The 19,717-nt window shown below is 70.9% G+C and carries 9 protein-coding genes; 4 read left to right on the top strand and 5 right to left on the bottom strand.

What is annotated here, in order from left to right:
• Positions 1–66: 66 nt before the first annotated feature.
• Together U8331_RS01575 and nirK are read right to left on the bottom strand one after the other, a co-directional pair.
• The gene (locus U8331_RS01575; RefSeq protein ID WP_481131890.1) at positions 67–1,887 is read right to left on the bottom strand and encodes a DUF885 domain-containing protein; all 1,821 of its coding nucleotides are present in this window, start codon (positions 1,885–1,887) and stop codon (positions 67–69) included.
• Between the two features lie 218 nt (positions 1,888–2,105).
• On the bottom strand, positions 2,106–3,482 hold the full coding sequence (gene nirK, locus U8331_RS01570) for a copper-containing nitrite reductase (RefSeq protein ID WP_481131889.1): 1,377 nt from the start codon (positions 3,480–3,482) through the stop codon (positions 2,106–2,108).
• A gap of 231 nt (positions 3,483–3,713) precedes the next feature.
• On the opposite strand from nirK, the gene U8331_RS01565 reads away from it, so the two are divergent.
• The 4 genes from U8331_RS01565 (at position 3,714) to U8331_RS01550 (ending at position 8,030) form a co-directional block, all read left to right on the top strand.
• On the top strand, positions 3,714–4,139 hold the full coding sequence (locus U8331_RS01565) for a DUF2946 domain-containing protein (RefSeq protein ID WP_481131888.1): 426 nt from the start codon (positions 3,714–3,716) through the stop codon (positions 4,137–4,139).
• A gap of 99 nt (positions 4,140–4,238) precedes the next feature.
• Positions 4,239–6,353: a TonB-dependent copper receptor gene (locus tag U8331_RS01560; RefSeq protein ID WP_481131887.1), complete on the top strand. Its 2,115-nt coding sequence runs from the start codon at positions 4,239–4,241 to the stop codon at positions 6,351–6,353.
• Positions 6,354–6,460: 107 nt separating this feature from the next.
• Positions 6,461–6,841, top strand: a complete 381-nt coding sequence (locus U8331_RS01555; RefSeq protein WP_481131886.1) for a hypothetical protein — start codon at positions 6,461–6,463, stop codon at positions 6,839–6,841.
• 112 nt (positions 6,842–6,953) lie between these two features.
• Positions 6,954–8,030, top strand: coding sequence for a LacI family DNA-binding transcriptional regulator (locus U8331_RS01550; protein WP_481131885.1), 1,077 nt, complete (start codon positions 6,954–6,956; stop codon positions 8,028–8,030).
• Positions 8,031–8,045: 15 nt separating this feature from the next.
• Here U8331_RS01550 and U8331_RS01545 read toward each other — a convergent pair whose 3' ends face one another.
• From U8331_RS01545 to U8331_RS01535, 3 genes are all read right to left on the bottom strand, one after another.
• Complete coding sequence (locus tag U8331_RS01545) at positions 8,046–9,476, bottom strand: sensor histidine kinase (protein ID WP_481131884.1); 1,431 nt, start codon at positions 9,474–9,476, stop codon at positions 8,046–8,048.
• Positions 9,477–9,543: 67 nt separating this feature from the next.
• Positions 9,544–13,230: a hypothetical protein gene (locus tag U8331_RS01540; protein WP_481131883.1), complete on the bottom strand. Its 3,687-nt coding sequence runs from the start codon at positions 13,228–13,230 to the stop codon at positions 9,544–9,546.
• A gap of 13 nt (positions 13,231–13,243) precedes the next feature.
• Positions 13,244–19,525 (bottom strand): DUF7927 domain-containing protein, encoded by a 6,282-nt coding sequence (locus U8331_RS01535; RefSeq protein ID WP_481131882.1) that lies wholly within the window; start codon positions 19,523–19,525, stop codon positions 13,244–13,246.
• Positions 19,526–19,717: the final 192 nt, after the last annotated feature.

Raw genomic sequence — 19,717 nt, 5'->3', positions numbered from 1 at the left:
ACCGTGGCGGCGGCTGGTGCTTAGCCGCCGCGGCACCCGCGCTACGACGCGGGTGCCGCCATCGCATCACCGCGCCGGGTACTGCTCGCGCATCAGCTCTGCGATCGCCGACACCGGCGCATTGCCGTAGCTCAGGAACCGGTTGTGGAAGGTCTTCAGGTCGAAGGCCTCGCCGAGCTCGGCCTTGCGCTGCTCGCGCAGGTCGTAGATCTCGGCATAGCCGGTGAAGTAGCTGGTCAGCTGCACCTGCGACAGGCGCACGCGGCGCCATTTGTTGACCGCCTCGGTCTCCTCCTGGAAGGCCTCGCGGCGCAGCAGGTCCATCGCCTGCGCCTCGGTCATGCCGTCCACGTGCACGGCGTAGTCGAGGATCGCGTTGGTCACCACGCGCAGGTTCCACTTGCCGTACATCAGCCACATCTCGGGCTCCTGGTTGCCGTAGCCCTGCTCCAGCATCATCCGCTCGGCGTACACCGCCCAGCCTTCGATCATCGCGCCGTTGCCGAGCAGGCTCTTGACCAGGCTCGGGCTCTTGTTGGCGTGCAGCAGCTGGGTGTAGTGGCCGGGGATGCCCTCGTGGATGTTGAGCACCTGCAGCACCCAGTGGTTGTACTCGCGCAGGAAGCTCTCGGCCTGCTCGTCGTTGTACGCATCGAGCGGGCTGACGTTGTAGTAGGTGTCGGCGGTCGGGTTGAACGGACCGGGCGCGCTGACCGAGGCGCCGGCGCCGCCGCCACGCATGTACTCGGGGGTTTCGCGCACCACCAGCGGGCGTGACTCGTCCTGGTCGAGCAGGTCGTGCTCGCGGACGAAGTCGGCCAGCAGCGGGATCTGCCGGTTGATCTCGTCGAAGAACCCGTCGCGCTCGACGTGTTGCGCGGACAGGTGGTCGATCATCATCCCGATCCGCTCGAGGCGGTCGTCGGGCATGGCGGTGTCGGCGAAGTACTTCGGCCACAACTGCACGGTGATCTCGTCCATCCGCCGGTGCAGCGACTCCTTCTCCTCGACGGCGCGCTGGTACAGCTCGGCGGCGCTGTAGTGCGACTGGATGTCGTAGGCGAACTTCTGCTCGTAGAGGTCCTTGCCGATGCGGAACGACCGCGCGTCGCCGGTTTCGGCGAGCCGCTGCTGTTCGCCCTCCAGCCAGCCGATCCAGCCCTCGATCGCGCCACGCGCGGCGTCGATGCGGGTGTTGAACGTCGCCTGTTCGGCGGCGTCGAGGCCGGATGCCTTGATGCGCTCGCGCAACGCCTCGTCGAACACGCTGAGCGCGCCGCGGCTCTGCACGATCGCCAGCTCGACATGCTCGGCGGTCGGGTCGGCAATGTTCGCCTTCGCCGCGGCGTAGTACTGCGGCACCTGTTCGATGCGGGCCATCACCGTGCGCAGGCGCGCGTCCTCGTCGGCGTACGGGGTGTTGAGCAGCAGCGCGACGGTGCCGGCGACGTTGTAGTTGGACGGGTCCCAGGCCCAGTCGCGGAACCGCTGCTGGTACCAGACCGACGACTCGAACTGGTTCTTGAGCAGCATGTGGTCGATGCGCTGCGGCGCCGGCAACTGCTGCGGGTCGAACGCGGCCAGTTCGGCCAGCGCGCTCTTCGCGAACGCGAGGTCGTCGGCGCGGCGGGCGGCGTCGGGGATGGTCAGGATGGCGGCGTTGTCGTAGCGGCCGGAATAGATCGACCACTCCGGGCTGCGCTCCAGCGCGCGCATCAGCAGCGATTCGGCGAGCGCGTCGAAACGCGTGGCCGCGGCGGTGTCGTCCGCCATCGCCGACAGGGTTGCGTCCGCCACCGGCAGCGTCGCCGGCTGGCAGCCGGCCAGGGTGCCGAGGCCGGTGGCGAGGATCATCGACAGGGACAGCGAGAGCGGTGCATGGCGCATGGAAGGGCTCCGGTTCGGGGCGGCGGCGCAGGTGGCGGCGCGGGGAGTGGACGCCGATCATGACCGGGAAGCCTGCCCGCTGCAGGGTGCCAGAGGTCGCCCGTCCGGTTCGCGACCGATCATGCACACCCGCTCGGGTCGGCGCACGGCCGTGCGGCAGAAAAAAGCCGGACCGCGTTCGCGGCCCGGCTGCGGTAGGGGCAGGGCACCGGCGTGCCTCAGTGGCCCGAGTGGACGTCGATCTCCTCGTCGGTCTGGAAGATCGTCGGGTCGGCCTCGCCCTTGACGGTGAGGAACCCGGCCAGGCCCTTCTCCGCGCGGCTGAGCGCATGGTCGACCAGGATGTACCGGCCCGGGTAGTCGACATTGAACTCGACCATCGTCGCCCCGCCCGGCGGCACCAGCGTGGTCTGCACGTCGGTCAGCGGCGGGCTGGTGAACGAGGCCAGGTTGTAGACCCGGTCGAACACCTCGCCGATCAGGTGGAAGCTCGAGGTCAGGTTCGGCCCGCCGACGCCGAAGAACATCCGCACGCTTTCGCCGACGTTCGCCTCCATGGGGTAGGTCTTGGTCAACGCGTCCATCGAGCCGTTGAACATCAGGTGCTCGGGGTTCTCGTCGAGCAGCTTGTCCAGCGAGAACTCCTGCAGCCCGCGCGAACCGTGCTTCTGCGCGGTGTAGAGCTCGCCCTGCATCACGTAGAACTCCCTGTCGACCGGCGCCAGGCCGCCTTCCGGCTCGACCAGGATCATTCCGTACATGCCGTTGGAGATGTGGTGGGCGATCATCGGCGTGGCGCAGTGGTAGACGTAGAGGCCCGGGTGCATCGCCTTGAAGGTGAAGCTCTTGGTCTGGCCCGGCGCGACCTGGGTCACCGCCGCGCCGCCGCCCGGGCCGATCACCGCGTGGAAGTCAACCGAGTGGATGTTGATGCTGTCCTCGGCGTTCTTCAGGTTGACGGTGACGCTGTCGCCCTGGCGGATGCGCAGCAGCGGGCCGGGCACGGTGTTGTTGAAGGTCCAGTAGCGGTACGTGCTGCCGTCCGAGAGCTTGCCCTCGACCTCGGTGGTCAGCAGGTCGTAGGTGATGTGCCGGGGCGCGCGGTCGCCGACCGGCTCACCGACGTCCATGGGGTTCCTGGCGATGTCGACCGCGGTGCTGACGGTCTCCGCCACGTCGCCGACGATCAGCTTGCCGAACATGCCCGCGGCCTTGTGGCCCGGGATGGTGCACAGGTACTCGAAGGTGCCGGCCCGGGTGGCGCGGAACACGATCGTGGTCGCCGCGCCCTCGCCGACCAGCTGGTCGGATTGCGCGCCGAATTCGGGCACGGCGACATCGTGCATCGCGCCGTCGCCATTGACCACGGTGATCGCGACCACCGCGCCTTCGGGCACCTTCAGGTCGGGGGCGACCTGGCCCTTGATCGCGCCGGCATCGCCGACGAAGACCAGCTGGCCTTCGTGGATCTGCGTTTTCAGGGTGAAGGTGACGTCGGCCACCGGGGTCACGGCCGCGTGGTGCTGGTCGGCGAAGGCCATCGGCGTGAAGCCGCCGGCGGCCGCGAGGGCGAACAGGAGGACCAGGTTTTTCATCTTCGGGTGTCCTTCGGAGGTGTCGGGTTCTTCGTTGCCACGCACGTTAGGCGTCCGGCGAAGGGCCCACCCTGATCTGGATCAAGTCGACCGGACGGCTGCGTATGGAGCAATCCCGGCATTGGTCGGCGCTCTGCCCGAGGCCGCCGAAAGGGGCTCTTCGGCTCCATACGCCACCGTCTTGACCTGGATCAGGGACGGCGGGGCGAGCGATGCGAAAATGGCATCGCGATGAAAGCCATCTGCCCGCGCCGTGTGTTCCGCTACTGGACCAGCCGGCTTGCGCTGGCCGCGATGCTGGCGCTGGCGGTGGTGCCGACCGCCGGCCGCCTGTACGCCGGTGCATCCGGTGCGGCGATCGCCCATGCCGCCCAGGCCGGCACCGATGCCGCGCACGGCCACGCCCACGGCATGCACGCGGCCGACGCCGACGCCACCGCACCGCAACCGTTCGCGCCCGCGCCGGGCGGAGGGCACGCCGACCATGCGGACTGCCCGTACTGCCCGCTGCTGGCCCAGCTCGCCGGCAGCGCACCCGCGCGGCCGCTCATGGCGATCGCACCACCGGGCCCGGCGCCGTCGCTGGCCGTGACCCCCGGCCACGCCGCCCGTCGACCCCACGGGCTGCACGCCCGCGGACCGCCCACGACGGCCTGATCCGCGCACCCGGAGCCGCCGCGCTCCACCCGAACGACTCCGCATTCCGCTGCGCCCATTGGCGCCGCACGCCCCCTCTTTGCCCAAGGAAGCCCCGCCATGACGAGCCTCCGTGCCCCGGCGACCCACCTGTCCTCCCTCTCCGCCGCCCTGTGGCTGGCGCTGTCCGCGCCGGCGCTGGCCGCCGCACCCGCCGCCCCCGATGTCCCGGCCGACACCACCGCCGACCCGTTCGACCTCGACGCGATCGTCGTCCTCGCCGCCGCGCCGGTGTCGGCGCTGACCTTCGACACCAGCCCCAAGCTGCCGCGCCAGCCGGTCCCGGCCAGTGACGGCGCCGACTACCTCAAGACCATTCCGGGCTTCTCCGCGGTGCGCAACGGCGGCACCAACGGCGACCCCGTGCTGCGCGGCATGTTCGGCTCGCGCCTCAACCTGCTGACCAACGACGGCGCGATGCCCGGCGCCTGCCCGAGCCGGATGGACAACGCGATGTCCTACGTCGCGCCCGAAACCTACGACCGGCTGGTCGTGGTCAAGGGACCGCAGACCGTGCTGTGGGGGCCCGGCGCCTCGGCCGGCACGGTGCGCTTCGAACGCGACCGCGAGCACTTCGAGTCGCCCACGTTCAAGGCTGCCGGCAGCCTGCTCGGCGGCAGCTTCGGCCGCAACGACCAGGTCGTCGACGCGACGTACGGCGAGCGCCTGGGCTACGCCCGCGTCAGCGCCAACCGCTCCGAATCCGACGACTACCGCGACGGCAATGGCGACACCGTCGGATCGGCGTGGAAGAAGTGGAACGCCGACGCCGCAATCGGCTGGACACCCGACCCCGACACCCTGCTCGAACTCGGCGTGGGCATCGGCGACGGCGAGTCGCGCTACGCCACCCGCGGCATGGACGGCAGCCAGTTCGAGCGCGACAACGCCAGCCTGCGCTTCGAGAAAACCAACATCGGCGAGCACCTGCGCGACATCGAGGCCAGCGTGTTCCACAACGTCGCCGACCACGTGATGGACAACTACAGCCTGCGCGAGCCCAACCCCGACGGCGCGATGCCGATGCCGATGGCGAGCAACGTCGAGCGCCGCACCAGCGGTGGAAGGTTCGCCGCCACCTGGCGCGGCGACGCCTACGAACTGGTCGCCGGCGTCGACGGCCAGGACAGCCGCCACCGCCGCCGCAACGGCATGGGTCGCGACACCTACAGCGCGCAGCCGTGGACGGTCGACGCGCGCTTCGCCAGCCTCGGCGCGTTTGCCGAGGGCACCTGGTTCCAGGGCGAGCGCAACCGCTGGATCGCCGGTGCGCGCTTCGACCGCGCCGAAGCCACCGACGAGCGCGCCACCGTCTCCGGTGGCCACGGCGGTGGCGCGATGCCGAGCCCGACCGCCGGCCAGACCCGCGAGGACACGCTGTCGGCCGGCTTCGTCCGCTTCGAACGCGACGCCGCCCGCCGGCCGCTGACCTGGTACGCCGGCCTCGGCCACACCGAGCGCATGCCCGACTACTGGGAGCTGTTCTCGGCCAGGTCGTTCGGCGGCGGCATGGGCATGGGCGGGGCGAACGCGTTCGCCGGGCTCGACACCGAAAAGACCACCCAGCTCGACATCGGCCTGCACTACCGCGGCAGGAAGGTGGACGCGTGGGTGTCGGCCTACGCCGGCCGGGTCGACGATTTCATCCAGTTCCACTACCCGGCCGACGGCATGATGGCCGGCAGCAGCATCGTGTCGAATATCGACGCGGAGACCCGCGGCGCCGAGCTCGGCGTCGAACTGCGCCCGACCGGACACTGGAAGCTCGGCGCCACCCTCGCCCATGCCCGCGGCGAAGACCGTGACAGCGGCCGCCCACTGCCGCAGATGACCCCGCTGGAGTCGCGCCTGACCGCGACGTGGGACAACCGCCAGTGGACCGCCGGCGCCCTGCTGCGGGTGGTCGACGGCCAGGACCGCGTCGCCCCCGGCTACGGCAACGTGGTCGGCCAGGACCTCGGCCCCAGCCCTGGCTTCGCCACCGTCGCGCTCAACGCCGGCTACCGCTTCGACAACGGCCTGCAGCTCACCGCCGGCGTCGACAACGTGTTCGACCGCGCCTACAGCGAGCACCTCAACCTCGCCGGCAACGCCGACTTCGGCTACCCGGCCGACCCGGTGCGGATCAACGAGCCCGGCCGCACCGCGTGGCTGAAGTTGAACCTTGCGTGGTGAGGTGAGCCCCACCGGTGGCGGCGGCCCACGCCGCAGCCATTGCTCCCCATCGACTTTCCCGCCGCCGTCTGCTTGGATGGCGGCTCTTGTCCTTGGGGGAGGACACCTTGGCCTACACCGTCCGCGTCGACCACCGCCATGGCCTGGTCGACGTGCAATACACCGGCAGCGTCACCATCGCGAGTCGGACGCAGGCGTACCAGGAAACGCTGGAACTGCTGGCCGACACCGGCTACCGGCGGATCCTCATCGACTATGTCGAAGCACGGCCGCAGGCCGAACGGATCGTCGACATCAGCACGTTCGTCCGCCGGATCTCCTGCGACCCGCTGCTGCACGTGTGCCGGATCGCCTTCGTGGGCCGGAACGGCCAGCTGTTCAACGCCACCGTGGAAGTGCTCGCCGAGGCGCGGCACTACCCGTTCCGGCGTTTCCACGACCGCGAGTCGGCGCTCGAATGGCTTGGCGGAACACCGGTGGCGCCCTGACCCGCCCGCGGCCCGGCGATGCGCGGGTGGGCGCCGGCACCCGGCCATCCGCCCATGCCACCGCGGTGGCGCCGATGCGGCCGGCCGCCGCTGCGCCTACACTCGATCCGGCATGAGCAGTCCGACCACGCCGCCGCGCAGGCGCACCAAGGCCACTTCGATCGACATCGCCCACCACGCGGGCGTCTCGCAGGCCACCGTATCGCGCGTGCTGCGCGGCTCGCCGCTGGTCAACGCCGAGACCCGCCGCCGGGTCGAGGAAGCGGTGCGCGAGCTCAACTACACCGTCGACCGCCACGCCTCCAGTCTGCGCCTGCAGCGCTCGGGCACGCTGGCGCTGCTGCTGTTCGAGGACCCGACCGCGGACGACTCGCACATCAACCCGTTCTTCCTGTCGATGCTCGGCTCGATCACCCGCGCCTGCGCGCGCGCCGGGCAGGACCTGCTGGTGTCGTTCCAGCAGCTGTCGGACGACTGGCACGCCGATTACGCCGACAGCCGCAAGGCCGACGGCCTGATCCTGCTCGGCTACGGCGATTACCTGAGCTACCGCGGCAAGCTCGACACCCTGGTCGGACAGGGCACCCGCTTCGTGCGCTGGGGCGCGGTGCTGCCGGACCAGCCGGGGCTGTCGATCGGCTGCGACAACTTCCACGGCGGCGAGCTGGTCGGCGCGCACCTGGCCGGGCTCGGCTGCCGGCGCGTCGCCTTCCTCGGCGATGCGTCCAGCCACTACCCCGAGTTCCTCGACCGCTACCGCGGCTGCGACGCCGCGCTGCAGGCGGTCGGCGGCGCGATGGACCCGGCGCTGCAGGTCGACGCGCAGAGCGCCGAGGACGACGGCCATGCCGCCGCCCGCACGCTGATCGAGCGCTGCGGCAGCACGCCGGCCGAGCCGGGTTTCGACGCGGTGTTCGCCGCCAGCGACCTGATCGCGATCGGCGCCCTGCGCGCGTTCGAGGAACACGGCCTGCGGGTCCCCGACGACGTGCGGATGGTCGGCTTCGACGACATCCCGACCGCACGCTTCACCCATCCCGCGCTGACCACCGTCGCCCAGGACACCACCCGCGCCGGCGAGCTGCTGGTCGAGACCCTGCTGGCGCTGGTCGACGGCCAACCGGCGCAGAGCCGGATGCTGCCGGCGCAACTGGTGGTGCGGCGGTCGAGCGGGGCGAGTACGGACTGATCGCGCTCGTGCGTGTCAGTGCCGCAGCGTCGCCTCGACCACCGGCGATGCCGGGGCGTCCCGACCGTCCATCGCCCGTGGCAACCGCAGGCACACGCGCGTGCCTTTGCCCGGCACCGACTCGATGTCGATAACGCCGTCGGCCTCGGCGACAAGGTTGGCGATCACCGCAAGTCCCAAACCGGTGCCCTCGCCCGCGGGTTTGGTGGTGAAGAACGGCTCCAACGCCTGCTGCCGCACCGCCTCGTCCATGCCGTGGCCGGTGTCGACGAATTCCAGCCGCACCCGTTCCGCTTGCGGATGCACGTGCACTTCGAACCGGCCGCGGCCATCAATGGCGTCGTTCGCGTTGGCGGCCAGGTTGATGACCAGCAGCTCGAACTGGGCCCGGTCGAAGCGGATCCGGCAGGTGCCCGGGGTGGTGTCCAGCACCACTTCGACGGCGGGGTCGAACAGCTGGCGCAGGACCGGCCGCATGTCTTCCATGGCCGCCGCGGCGTCGAACACCTCGTGCCGGGTCACGTCGCGGCGGCTGAAGTTGAGCAGCTTGTGGCTGACCGTCGCCGCCCGGCGCGCGGCCGATTCCACGCCGTCCAGCGCCGCCCGCATGGCTTCGGCGTCGCCGCGGCGGCGCCCCTGCGCGGCGTAGCCCTGGATCAGCCCGAGCAGGTGGTTGAAATCGTGCGCCACCCCGCTCGACAGCCGCCCCACCGCCTCCATCTTCTGCGCGTGGATCAGCTGCTCGCGCACCCGCTCGCGCTCGCGCATCTCCTCGTGCAGCGCCCGGTTGGCCTGTTCGAGCTCGGCGCCGCGCCGGGTCGCCATCCGCAGGCTGTCGCGGAAGGCGGCCGAGCTGCGGTCCAGCACGATGGTGATGAACAGGAAGATCATCGCGCCGATCACGCCATCACCGACCACCGCCGCGACCTCGTCGAGGCCGCGGCCCGCCACGAAGTCGGTGCGTATGCCCAGCACGATCGCGAGCACGATCCAGCCGTACAGCAGCCACAGCGCGCGACGGCCGATCATCAGGCCGGCGATCACCAGCCAGACCACATGGATCAGTTGTTCGAACTGCTGGGACTCGTAGCCGCCGGCCACGTAGGCCAGCATCATCGCGGCCGCGGCGACGGCCACCAGCTGCCGCACCGCCCATTGCACCCGCCCGCGGCGGATCAGCACGAAACTGAAGACCGCCAGCGCGCTCACCGCGAGGCTCGACGCCAGCGCCACCGGCTCGCCGGGACGCAGCGGCAGCGGAACGACGAGCAGGCGGTAGGTCCAGGTCAGTGGCGGCAGGCTGGCCAGCAACAGCAGCACGACCTGCAACATCGGCGCGTTGCGCCGGTCGACCGGGTCGTCCGCAGGCACCCGGGCCAGCCAGGCGCGGATGCCGCGATCGGGAGGGGCACTGGCGCCGCTGCGGGCGTTCTCGGCTGGAGTCATCGGACAGGGACGCGGACGCCACAACGGCAGTGGCCGCCACGATATCGCAGGTGCGCGGCGTCGCCGGCTAGTAGCTGCCGGTGAGGTTCACGAACCAGCCCCGGTGGTCGTAGTCGAAGTCGGTCAGGTCGTCGCTGAAGTCGGTGAAGTTGTAGCCGACGCCGATCCGGAAATGGCGGTTGAGGTCGCGGTCGACCCCTACCAGCCAGCCCTCGCGGGTGCCGCCGTCGTCGACGTCGAGCCAGCGGTACTCGGCCAGCGCGTGCCAGCGTTGCAGCAGCTCGTAGCGGAGCTGGCCGGCGGCGAAGGTCGTGGCCGAATCGAACCATGCGCCGGTGCCACGGCCGAAGCGGACCTCGCCCTCGCGCCGGGCCAGCTTGGCCGCGAGTTCCCAGTTCACATCGACCCGGTACACGCCCTCCAGCGATAGCACCCGGGTCTTCTGGTCGTAGTCGGCGCCACCGACCTGCCCCAGCGTGGCCAGGTCGTAGAGGTGGGTGTAACGGCCGAACAGGCCCCAGCGGGTGTTGTCCCACGGCCGGTAGGCAAAGCCGAGGTTGCCCTCGATGAACTTCGCGCCGGCGGCCGGCTGCAACTGGTCGTCGGTGTCGGCGTAGTTCAGCCGCGCCGCCAGCCGCCAGCTGTCGTTGACCTGGTGGCTGACGCGGTTGGTGCTGACCCACTGGGTGCGACGCTCGGCACCGGTGTCGCGGCGCCACTCGAGCTTGCTCTGCCAGTCGGTGGCGGTCGAGGTGCGGCCGCCGTGCACGCTCACCGCACGGCGGTCGACTTCGCCACCGCCGGTGTTGACCAGCTCGCCGTCGCTGAGGGTGAAGCCGGTGTTCCAGCCGCGCGCCGGGTAGAAGTCCATGCCGAACGTGTGCGCCAGGCCCGACGCGTCGCGGTCCTTGAGGAACTGGCTCTCGTTGAACAGGTTCACCTGGTCCGACAGTCGCCAGCGCTGGCCCAGGGTCCAGCCGTTGCGCGCGCGCGGGTTGAACAGCGGGTCGTAGCCGGTGCGGTCGGTCGAGGCGGTGTAGCTGCCGTAGAAGCTCTGCTGCGCGCTCAACCGGTACTCGGCGTTGACCTGCGCGGCATCGCCGCGGTCACCGGTGCCCACTTCGGCACCGACGCTCGAGAGGTTGGCGAAGTGGTACGTGCCGCCCACGCTGAGCGCATCGTTGTCGGCATAGCGGCCGCTGTCGTCGTCGAGGGTGAGCTGCGCGGTGCTGTACAGGTCCAGCGCGGTGCCGATGCGGTGGGAGTAGCGCAGTGCGCCAAGCAGGCCGGCGGCCTCGGTGGCGGCGCGCTCCTCCTCGACCCGGCGGACCTCGGCGGTCAGCGCATTGGCCTCGCCCAGGCGCCATTCGAGCGTCGCCTGCGCCTGGGTGAGCGCCTCGCCGGCGCGTTCGGCGCGGCTGAAGCGCGCGTACAGGCCGAGGTCGGTGCCGAGCTGGCCGAGCACTTCGCTGCCGTACTCCTCGATCGCGGCACCGGTGTCGTTGCGCGCGACGGAGTAGCCGGCATCGACGTGGCGCCACCAGGCGCCGGCGCTCCAGTCGTTCGCGCTCCAGCCCAGCTCGCGGAAGTTGGCCCGTGCCTCGACCGCGGTGGCCTCGCCTTCGCGCGGTCCGACGGGGTTGAGCCGGGTGAAGTCCAAGCCGCCGTTGTCGGAGAAGAACACCGGCGCGCCGGTGGATTCGGTGCGACCGTGTTCGAGCTTGAGGTAGGTGCCCTTGCCGGCCTGCAGGGTGACGTCGCCGGTGGTCAGGGTGTAGTCCTCGCCGGCGCGGTTCTCGTCGACCCGGGTCAGGCCGACGCCGAGATGGTCGCCGAACCAGTGCTTGCCACGCAGGCCCGCGGCGACCTCGTCGGCATCGAAGCCGTCCGGCACCCATTCGTAGTCGACGATCAGCCGCTGCTCCAGCCCGTCCAGCGGCCGGTCGCGCGTGATCGTCGGACGATTGAGCAGGGTGAGTTGCGCCAGCGGGCGCGTCAGCAGGATGCGGCCCTGCAGCTCGTCGATCTCGTAGTCGGCGCCGCGCACCAGTTCGACGCGCTCCTCGACGCGGCCGGTGGTGGCGTCGCGCACTTCGAGCACGACCTGGTCGGACCCGGGCAGCACTTCGGTGTGGCGCAGGTAGTACAGGCTGCCACCGGTGCCGATGAACTCGCTGTGGCCCGGCGCGGTCTGCGCCTCGGAGGCGAACACGCGCAGCAGGGTGGCCGGGTCGCCCCAGGCGTTGGTCGCGCGCGAGCGCCAGTTCAGCGCGGCGCCGTACAGCGAGCGCACGTACTGGCCGTACTCGGTGCCGGTGAGGCCGGTGGAGAAGTTGCCCCACAGCGCTTCGTTCTTGTCCCACTCGGCCCGCAGGAAGAACCGGCCCATCGTGTCGACGTCGCGCCAGGTGCGCGAGTCGTCGCCGTAGGTCGGGTAGTACAGGTCGGGATCCAGGCGCCGGAACACGTCGCGTGCGTCGGCGTCGGTGAAGCCGTCGAACAGGTCCTCCAGCGGCCGCTCGCGGGTGTCGGCCTGGGCGGTGACGAGATACTTCCCGGCCGCCTTGCCCTTCACGTAGAACGCCAGCCGGCCGTCACCGAGGATGTCGTCGTCGCGGCCGGTCTCGGCCAGGGCGCGCCCGGGACCGCTGGCGCGGTTCTCGTGGACCGTCACGTCGGCGATGCCGACGCCGAAGAAGTAGCGGCCGGTGACATCGACGTCGAGCGTGTAGCGCGCCGGCTCGCGGGCAGCGTCGCCGCCGACCGCGATCTCGAACCGGTGGTGGCCGACCGGCACCAGGTACTCGGCGACGAACTTGCGCTCCAGGTCGACCGGGTAGCCGTCGCCGTTGATCGACAATGCCTGGCCTTCGGGCAGGTTGCGGCCTTGGATGCGCACGCGCGAGCCGTACACGGCGATGTTCTGCTGGCGCAGCCCGTTACCGTCGAACGCCCGGTCGACCAGGCTGCGCTCGAGCGCGGTGTCGGCATCCATCGCGACCCCGAGCGCCGTCTCGGCCTGGTCGCGCAGCCGCAGGGTGCCGCGCTCGGCTTCCTCGGGGCGGACCAGCTGGATCGTGCGCGGCGCGGTCTCGTCGACGTTGCCGTCGGCATCGTAGGCACGCAGCACGTAGACCAGCTCGTCGCCGGTACGGAACCGGTGGCCGGCCGGCAGGGCGCCGTCCCACTCGGCCTGGATCGCCGCGGCGACCTCCACCGGCACCGTGGCCACCGGTTCGATGAGGTCGGCGTCGCCGGCGCGGAACAGCACCAGCTCCATGCGTTCGATGAAGGCCGGGTAGTTGCCGCGCACGAAGAACCGCACCGGCGCGCTGACAGCGCGCCCGTCGAACGCGACCATCGTCGGCGCCGAAACCGACAGTTCCGGCTGGCCGAGGTCGGGGTCCTCGGTTGCCCAGATCACCCCGCCACCCGGCAACTGCACCGAGAAGCGGCCGGCCACTTCGGCGCTGCCGGGCGCCTGGACGGCGATGCTGGCGCGGCGGTCAGGCTGCAGCGCCTCGGCGCTGGAGCCGGCATCGGTGCCGTCGCTCGCCGGCTGGTCGTAGCTCCGGGTGTGCAGGCGAAACAGCAAACCGTCGCCGCTGGTGCACGCGCGGTCGCTGCAGTCGGTTCCCGCGGGAATCGCGTTGGCACCGGCGCTGGCCGCGCCGTCGGCGTCCTGCGCAAGGGCCGCGGGCACGACGCCGTACAACGCGGCGACCAGCGCCAGGTCGAGCAGTTTCATCTTCATGTCGGTTCCCCTGTCAGTTGCGCCGCATGCCGACCGGGGCAGCCGGATCGTTGCTGGTGTCCACCCGCAGCGTTTTGCGCAGCGGCGGACTCAACCGTGCCGCCAGCGCCTGCTGCACGGATTGCGCGCGGCGCAGGCCGAGCGCGGTGTTGTAGGCGTGGGAGCCACGCACGTCGGTGTGGCCGACGATGACCACGGTGCCGCCGCCGAGCGACTCCAGCCGCGCCGCCACCGCATCGAGCAGCGGCTCGTACCCGGGCCGGATGTCGGACCGGTCGGTGTCGAACAGGACGGTGCCGAGCAGGGTGCGATCACCGTCGACCGCGGCCACCAGCGACTGCGGGTCACCGGCGCGGGCACGTACCGTCACCTGCAGGCCGTCGCGCGCCGCGTCGTCCAGCCGGGCGACGAGTGCCTGCTGGACCGCGGTTGCGCGGCGCAGCGCCAAAGCCTCCGCGCCGTCGGCGGTGATCACCACCTCGCCGCCACCGTGCGCCTGCACCTGCGCGGCCATGCGCGCGACCACGGGCAGGTGGCGCGCGTCCACGTCGGCGCTGCCGGGAGCGAACAGCACCTCGCCCAGTTCCAGCTCGATCGTTTCGCGGCCGCCGGGGATCGCCTGCACCGGCAGGCGCACGCCGAAGTCGAAGCGCACCGGCAGGCCGGGAGTGACCCGACGCAGGCGCGGGTTGTCGGTGGTGAACTCGCTGCCGGCCGGCAGCGTCGCCGGGTCGACCTTGAGGATGAAGTTGCGCCCGCGCGAGGTGTCGCCGCCGTGCACGTCGGCCAGGTGGTAGCGCCCGTACTGGTCGGTCTCGACCAGCAGGCCCTCGACCGAGGCGATGCGCACGCCGGGGATGCCACGCTCGTCGATACCTTCGTTGCGGATGACGTAATCCACCTGGTAGCCGCCGTCGACCGGCGTGACCCGGCGTTCCACCGTCGGTGCCGCCGCGGCCAAGCCCCTGGCGGCGTCGCCGGAGCGCTCCACGCGGGTGCGGCCTTCGGCGTCCATGTGGACGCTGATGCCCTGCCCGCTGGCGAGCACGAAGTCGCCGGTGAACGCGGGCTCGCGCAGACGTTGGCGAATGACGATCCGGTGCGCCTGCGCCGGGTCGGCGACCGATTGGCGCCCGCTCAATTCACCCACGTCGAGGCCGTGCAGCAGCGGGGCGCTGGCGTCGGCCACCGGCTGCATGCCATCGCCGTGGTCGATCGCAGTCGAGCCGGCGACGTAGGCAGCGGCGTCGAAGCCGCCCTGCACGCGCAGGCCGCCCAGTGCCGCGCTGTCCTGCCATCCGTCGCCATCGCGGTCGTCGAACACGGTGCCGAACACCAGGCTGTCGTCGAGCAGCGGATCGGACGCGAGGGTGACCTGGGCGGTGGCGACGTTGGAGACCGCGCGGCCGTCGGGTGCGGTCGCGACCGCCTCGTTGACATGCACGCCGGCCGGCACGCCGGCGCCGACGCGCAGCAGATAGACGATCGTCGCCTGCTCGCCGACGGCGATGTCCAGCCCGCCGATGCGCAGCGGGTGGTGTCCCGGCGACAGGGTGAAGGCACCGTCGCCGTCGGCCACTTCCATCGAACCGTCGACGTAGACGAAGCCGGCCGGCGGCACGTCCATGACCGTGCCGTCGACCACGTGCGCAAGGCCGACGTTCTCGACGGTCAGGGTGTAGCGCAGCAGGTCGCCGATGCGGGCTTCGCGCGCACCCGCCGACTTGACGATGCGCAGGGCCTGCTCGGCCTCGACCGTGACGGTGATGGTCGCGGTGTCGCACAGGTCGGGAATCCGGCGCGAGCACATCCGGTAGACCATCGTGTAGTCGCCCGCAGGGGTGCCCGGCGCGACCGAGATGACGCCGGTGGCGGTGTCCAGGGCCACGCCCGGGTGTCCGGCCGGCTCCAGCAGGGTGAGAACGGTGTTCTCCTGCGATGCGCCGCCGTTGTTCAGCGCGTCGTTGTCATAGGCATTGCCGGCCACCGGCTGACCGGCCTCGGCTTCGATCGGGCCGCCGTCGTCATCGTCGGCGCGGATCACGTTGACCGGTGCGGTCAGGCAGCCCGCGGTCGACGGCGGGTAGTCGACGACGACGTCGACGCTCGGGTCAACGTCGAACTCGACATGTGCCCGCGGCACCAGGCCGGCGAAGCCGTCGTCCTGCTGAACCCACACGCCGTCCTCGAGCCGCCAGCCCGGCCAGTCGGCACCATTGCCCTGCGCATCGACACGCGCCCCCGGCCACAGCACCTCGCCGCTGAGCGGCAGTTCGTTCGACCGGACCACTTCATTGCCCGCCGCATCGCGCCAGACCAGCGCCAGCGGCGAGTCGGTGGCCGGTACGAAGTTGGGCACGACCTCGTAGCGCAGGTAGGCGGCATCGGCGCGGCACACCGCCGCGGCGGTGACGCGAAGGACGCGCTCCACCGGGTGCTCGGTGGCGCAGGCGGGGTCGCAGGTCGGCGCTTCGCCGTCAGGCTCGTCCGGATCGCCGCCGCCGACGGCCGCCACCCGGTTGCCGACGCTGACCGCCGCGTCCTGATCGACGGTGGCGGTGTAGCTGACCGAGTAGCGGCCAGGCACGGTACCGGCGGGCAGGGTGAAGGTGCGCACGTCGTCGGAGGCGGCCTCGGCGAAGCCGCCCGGGTTGGCGCTCACGCCGGCGTAGGTCAAGCCCTCGCCGAGCCGGTCGCTCAGGACCACCGGGCTCAGCGTCGCCGCATCGCCCACGACTGCGGTGAGGGTGTAGGTGATCGCCTGCCCGAGCGAGACCTCGGTGCCGGACACGGGATCGGCGGTCTTGGCCACCGTTACCTGCGGCGCACCGAGGGGGTGCGAGGTGGTGCAGGCGGTGCATTCGGGGTCGGGATCGCCACCGGCGGTGGTCACCACCACGCTGTTGCCGACGTCGCCGGACGCGGACGCGGCCACGGTGGCGGTGTAGCTCACCTCGTAGCGGCCCGGCATCGTGCCGACTGGCAGGGTGAAGGTCCGCACGCGGTCGCTGCCAGCCACGGTGAACGCACCGGCGTCGGACACGCTGAAGTCGACCAGATCGGTATCGAGCGTGTCGGTCAACACGAGTGGCGCGGTCAACCTTGCCGCCGAAACTTCGGCCACGAGGGCGTAGGTGATCGCCTGCCCGGCGACGACCTCGCTGCCGGTGGCCGGATCGGCGGTCTTGGTGACCCGCACCACGGGCGCGCCGATCGAGTGCTCGGTGGCGCAACTGGTGCACACCGGGTCGGGTTCGCCGCCGGGCGGGTTGCTGGCGGTGACCGCGTTTCCGACCGTGCCTGTCGCGTCGGCATCAACGGTCGCGGTGTAGGTCACGCTGTGTGTGCCGGGCAGCGCGCCGGCCGCCAGGGTGAACGTGCGTGCGTTACCCGAGCCTGTGACGCTGAAGTCGCCGGCGGCGGTGACCGCTCCGAAGGTCAGCCCGGCACCGAGCGTGTCGGACAGGGTCAGCGCTTCGGTGGTGGCCGAGTTGGCGACCGTCGCGGTCAGGGTGTAGGTCAGGGTGTCGCCCGGCAGCACTTCGCTGCCGTTGGCCGGGTCGGCGGACTTGGTCACGCTGGTCGCCGCCGCGGTCACCGGGTGCTCGGTGGTGCAGCTGGTGCACACCGGATCCGGCTCGCCACCCGACGGGTTGCTGGCAGTGACCGCGTTGCCAACGGTGCCGGTCGCGTCGTCGTTCACGGTCGCGGTGTATATCACGCTATACGTGCCCGGCAGCGCACCGGCCGCCAGGGTGAACGTGCGCGCGTTGCCCGAGCCGGCGACGGTGAAGTCGCCGGCGCTGGTGACTGCCCCAAAGGTCAGACCTGCACCGAGCGTGTCGGACAAGGTCAGCGCCTCGGTCGTCGCCGAGTTGGTAACCGTGGCGGTCAGGGTGTAGGTCAGGGTGTCGCCCGGCAGCACTTCGGTGCCGTTGGCGGGGTCGGCGGACTTGGTCACGCTGGTCGCCGCCGCGGTCACCGGGTGCTCGGTGGTGCAGCTCGTGCACACCGGGTCGGGCTCACCACCTGGCGGATTACTGGCCACCACGTTGTTGCCGACGGTGCCGGTTGCATCGGCATCGATGGTCGCGGTGTAGGTGACGCTGTAGGTGCCCGGCAGCGTGCCGGCGGCCAGGATGAATGTTCGTGCGTTGCCGCTACCACTCACGCTGAAGTCACCGGCGGCGGTGACTGAACCGAAGGTCAGCCCGGCACCGAGCGTGTCGGCCAAGGTCAGTGCCTCGGTGGTAGCCGAGTTCGTCACCGTCGCGGCCAGGGTGTAGGTCAGGGTGTCGCCCGGCAGCACTTCGGCGCCGTTGGCGGGGTCGGCGGACTTGGTCACGCTGATCGCCGCTGCCGTTACCGGGTGCTCGGTGGTGCAGCTGGTGCACACCGGATCCGGCTCGCCACCCGGCGGATTGCTCGCCACTACGGCATTGCCGACCGTACCGGTCGCGTCGTCGTTCACGGTCGCGGTGTAGGTGACGCTGTAGGTGCCCGGCAGCGCGCCGGCGGCCAGGATGAATGTTCGTGCGTTGCCGCTACCACTCACGCTGAAGTCGCCGGCGTTGGTGACCTGACCGAAGGTCAGGCCCGCGCCGAGCGTGTCGGCCAGGGTCAGCGCCTCGACGGTCGTCGTTCCTTCCACATCAACGGCGAGGGTGTAGGTGATCGTCTGACCCGCAATCACTTCGGCCGAGGCACCCGGGCTGGCGCTCTTCGCGATCGACACCGAGCCCTGCTCCACCGCGACGTCGGCCTGGTCCTCGTTGTTGGCGGTATCGGCCTCGGACACCGTCGTATCCCCGGCTCCCAGCGCGACGCGCGCGGTATTGGTGACGGTGCCGGCGCGCACGGGGGCATCGACGTCGATGCCGATCGTCACCGAACTGCCGCCGGCGCCGGCGGTAGCGGTACCCGGCAACGAGCCGATCACGCCGGAAATCGTGTATCCGCTCGCATCGTCCCCGGAGACGGTGACGTCGAGATCGCCGCACACCGCGCCCCCGGTGGCCGCACCGCAGGTCACGTCGCTGGCGGTGACGCCGGTGATCCCGACCGGCAGCGAATCGGTGAACACCGCACCTGTCGCCGCGTGGGTGCCGCTGTTGCCGATCACGAGGGTGTAGGCGATCGGTTCGCCCCCCTCGACCGTGGTCGGTGCGGTCTTGTCGATCGACAGATCGACGATGCGCGGGATATTCGTGATGGTGCAATCGACGTTGTCGCCGAGTTCCATCAGGTCGATCCGTGGCGGGTTGGCCGGGTCGAAAGCCCCGCCCGGAAGCACGGTCTGCGAACCGGTGTTGGCATTGGTGCAGGCGATCGTCGAGTCGTACTGCGCGAACGTGGAAACGCTGCCGGCGGCAAGGCCCTGCTCCAGCGTCAGCACGTTGCCGGGCATGATGGCCATGCCGCCGATATAGGGATAGCTGCTTCCGCTGCCGGTGGTGGTTTCGCTGCCGGTGGCGCCGCCGGCGACGTTGAGGACCTCGTAGGTGAACTGGTCGGCCGGGTCCGCACGGCCTTGCGGCAGGGCCACGCGGACGCGCAGTCCGCCCCACCGCATGCCGAAGGTAAAGCCCTGTTTGCCACCGCCGGTGTTGACCTGGCCGAGGACCTGGAAGGTGGCCGGATCGCCGCGCTCGGTGGTGAACAGCGCGGCGTTGGCGGTACCCGTCTTGCCATTCAGCCGTACGCAGCTCCCCCAGCCCAGGGCCTCGCACTCCGACGTGGCCGGATCGCCCGGCGCGTCCCAGCTCAGGTTGTTGGCGGCATTGGCGCCAAGCCATTCCAGCAGCTGCAGGCTGCTTCCACCGGTGACGCCGAAGTCCAGCCACTCGCCGTCGTTGGTGCTCTCCGCATCGGCCAGCACGAGCTCGAAGTTGTTGAATGCCTCACCACCACCGGGCGAGAACAGGTGGATGTTCCGCAACACCACCGTGGTGTTGGTGGCCGCACTGTCGACGGCCGTGTAGAGCGCGGCGTAATTGGGGGTGTAGATCGTGTAGTAGCCGGAGCTGCCGCTGAACTGCGACCCGCTCCAGGTGGGGGCCTGGGTAGCCTGCAGCCCGGAGCCGGTGGCGACGTCGACCACCGCGTCGAAGGCGAGGCGCGAGCCATCCGGCATGTCGAACTCGAGCGGGTACGTGCCGCTCGTGCTCAGGTCGATGCCGTCGAACTGGAGCCAGCAGATTTCGGTGACGTGCTGACCGTTCGACTCCGGATCGGCCAGCCGGCACTCCGCCGCCTGCACGCCGGAGGCACAGGCGCCGAGCGCCAACAGCAACACGGCTTGCTGCCACCTCGGTGGCTGCGGGCGTCGCCCTGGAATGGCGGCTCCGACCCGGCCGCCGAGGCGTTGCAGGAACGAGGACAGGCGGGAGGCGACGGAGTTCCGGTCGCGCGCGGCGCGGATATTCGAGCAGCTCATTCCATTCAACCCTTCTGCCCGCCGGACGGCGGGCGCAAGAAAACGGCGGGC

This window comes from Lysobacter sp. CC-YZS074 (assembly GCF_056739745.1).
The sequence above is the reverse complement of the archived record's forward strand: the minus strand, read 5'-3'. Positions and strand labels throughout refer to the sequence as shown.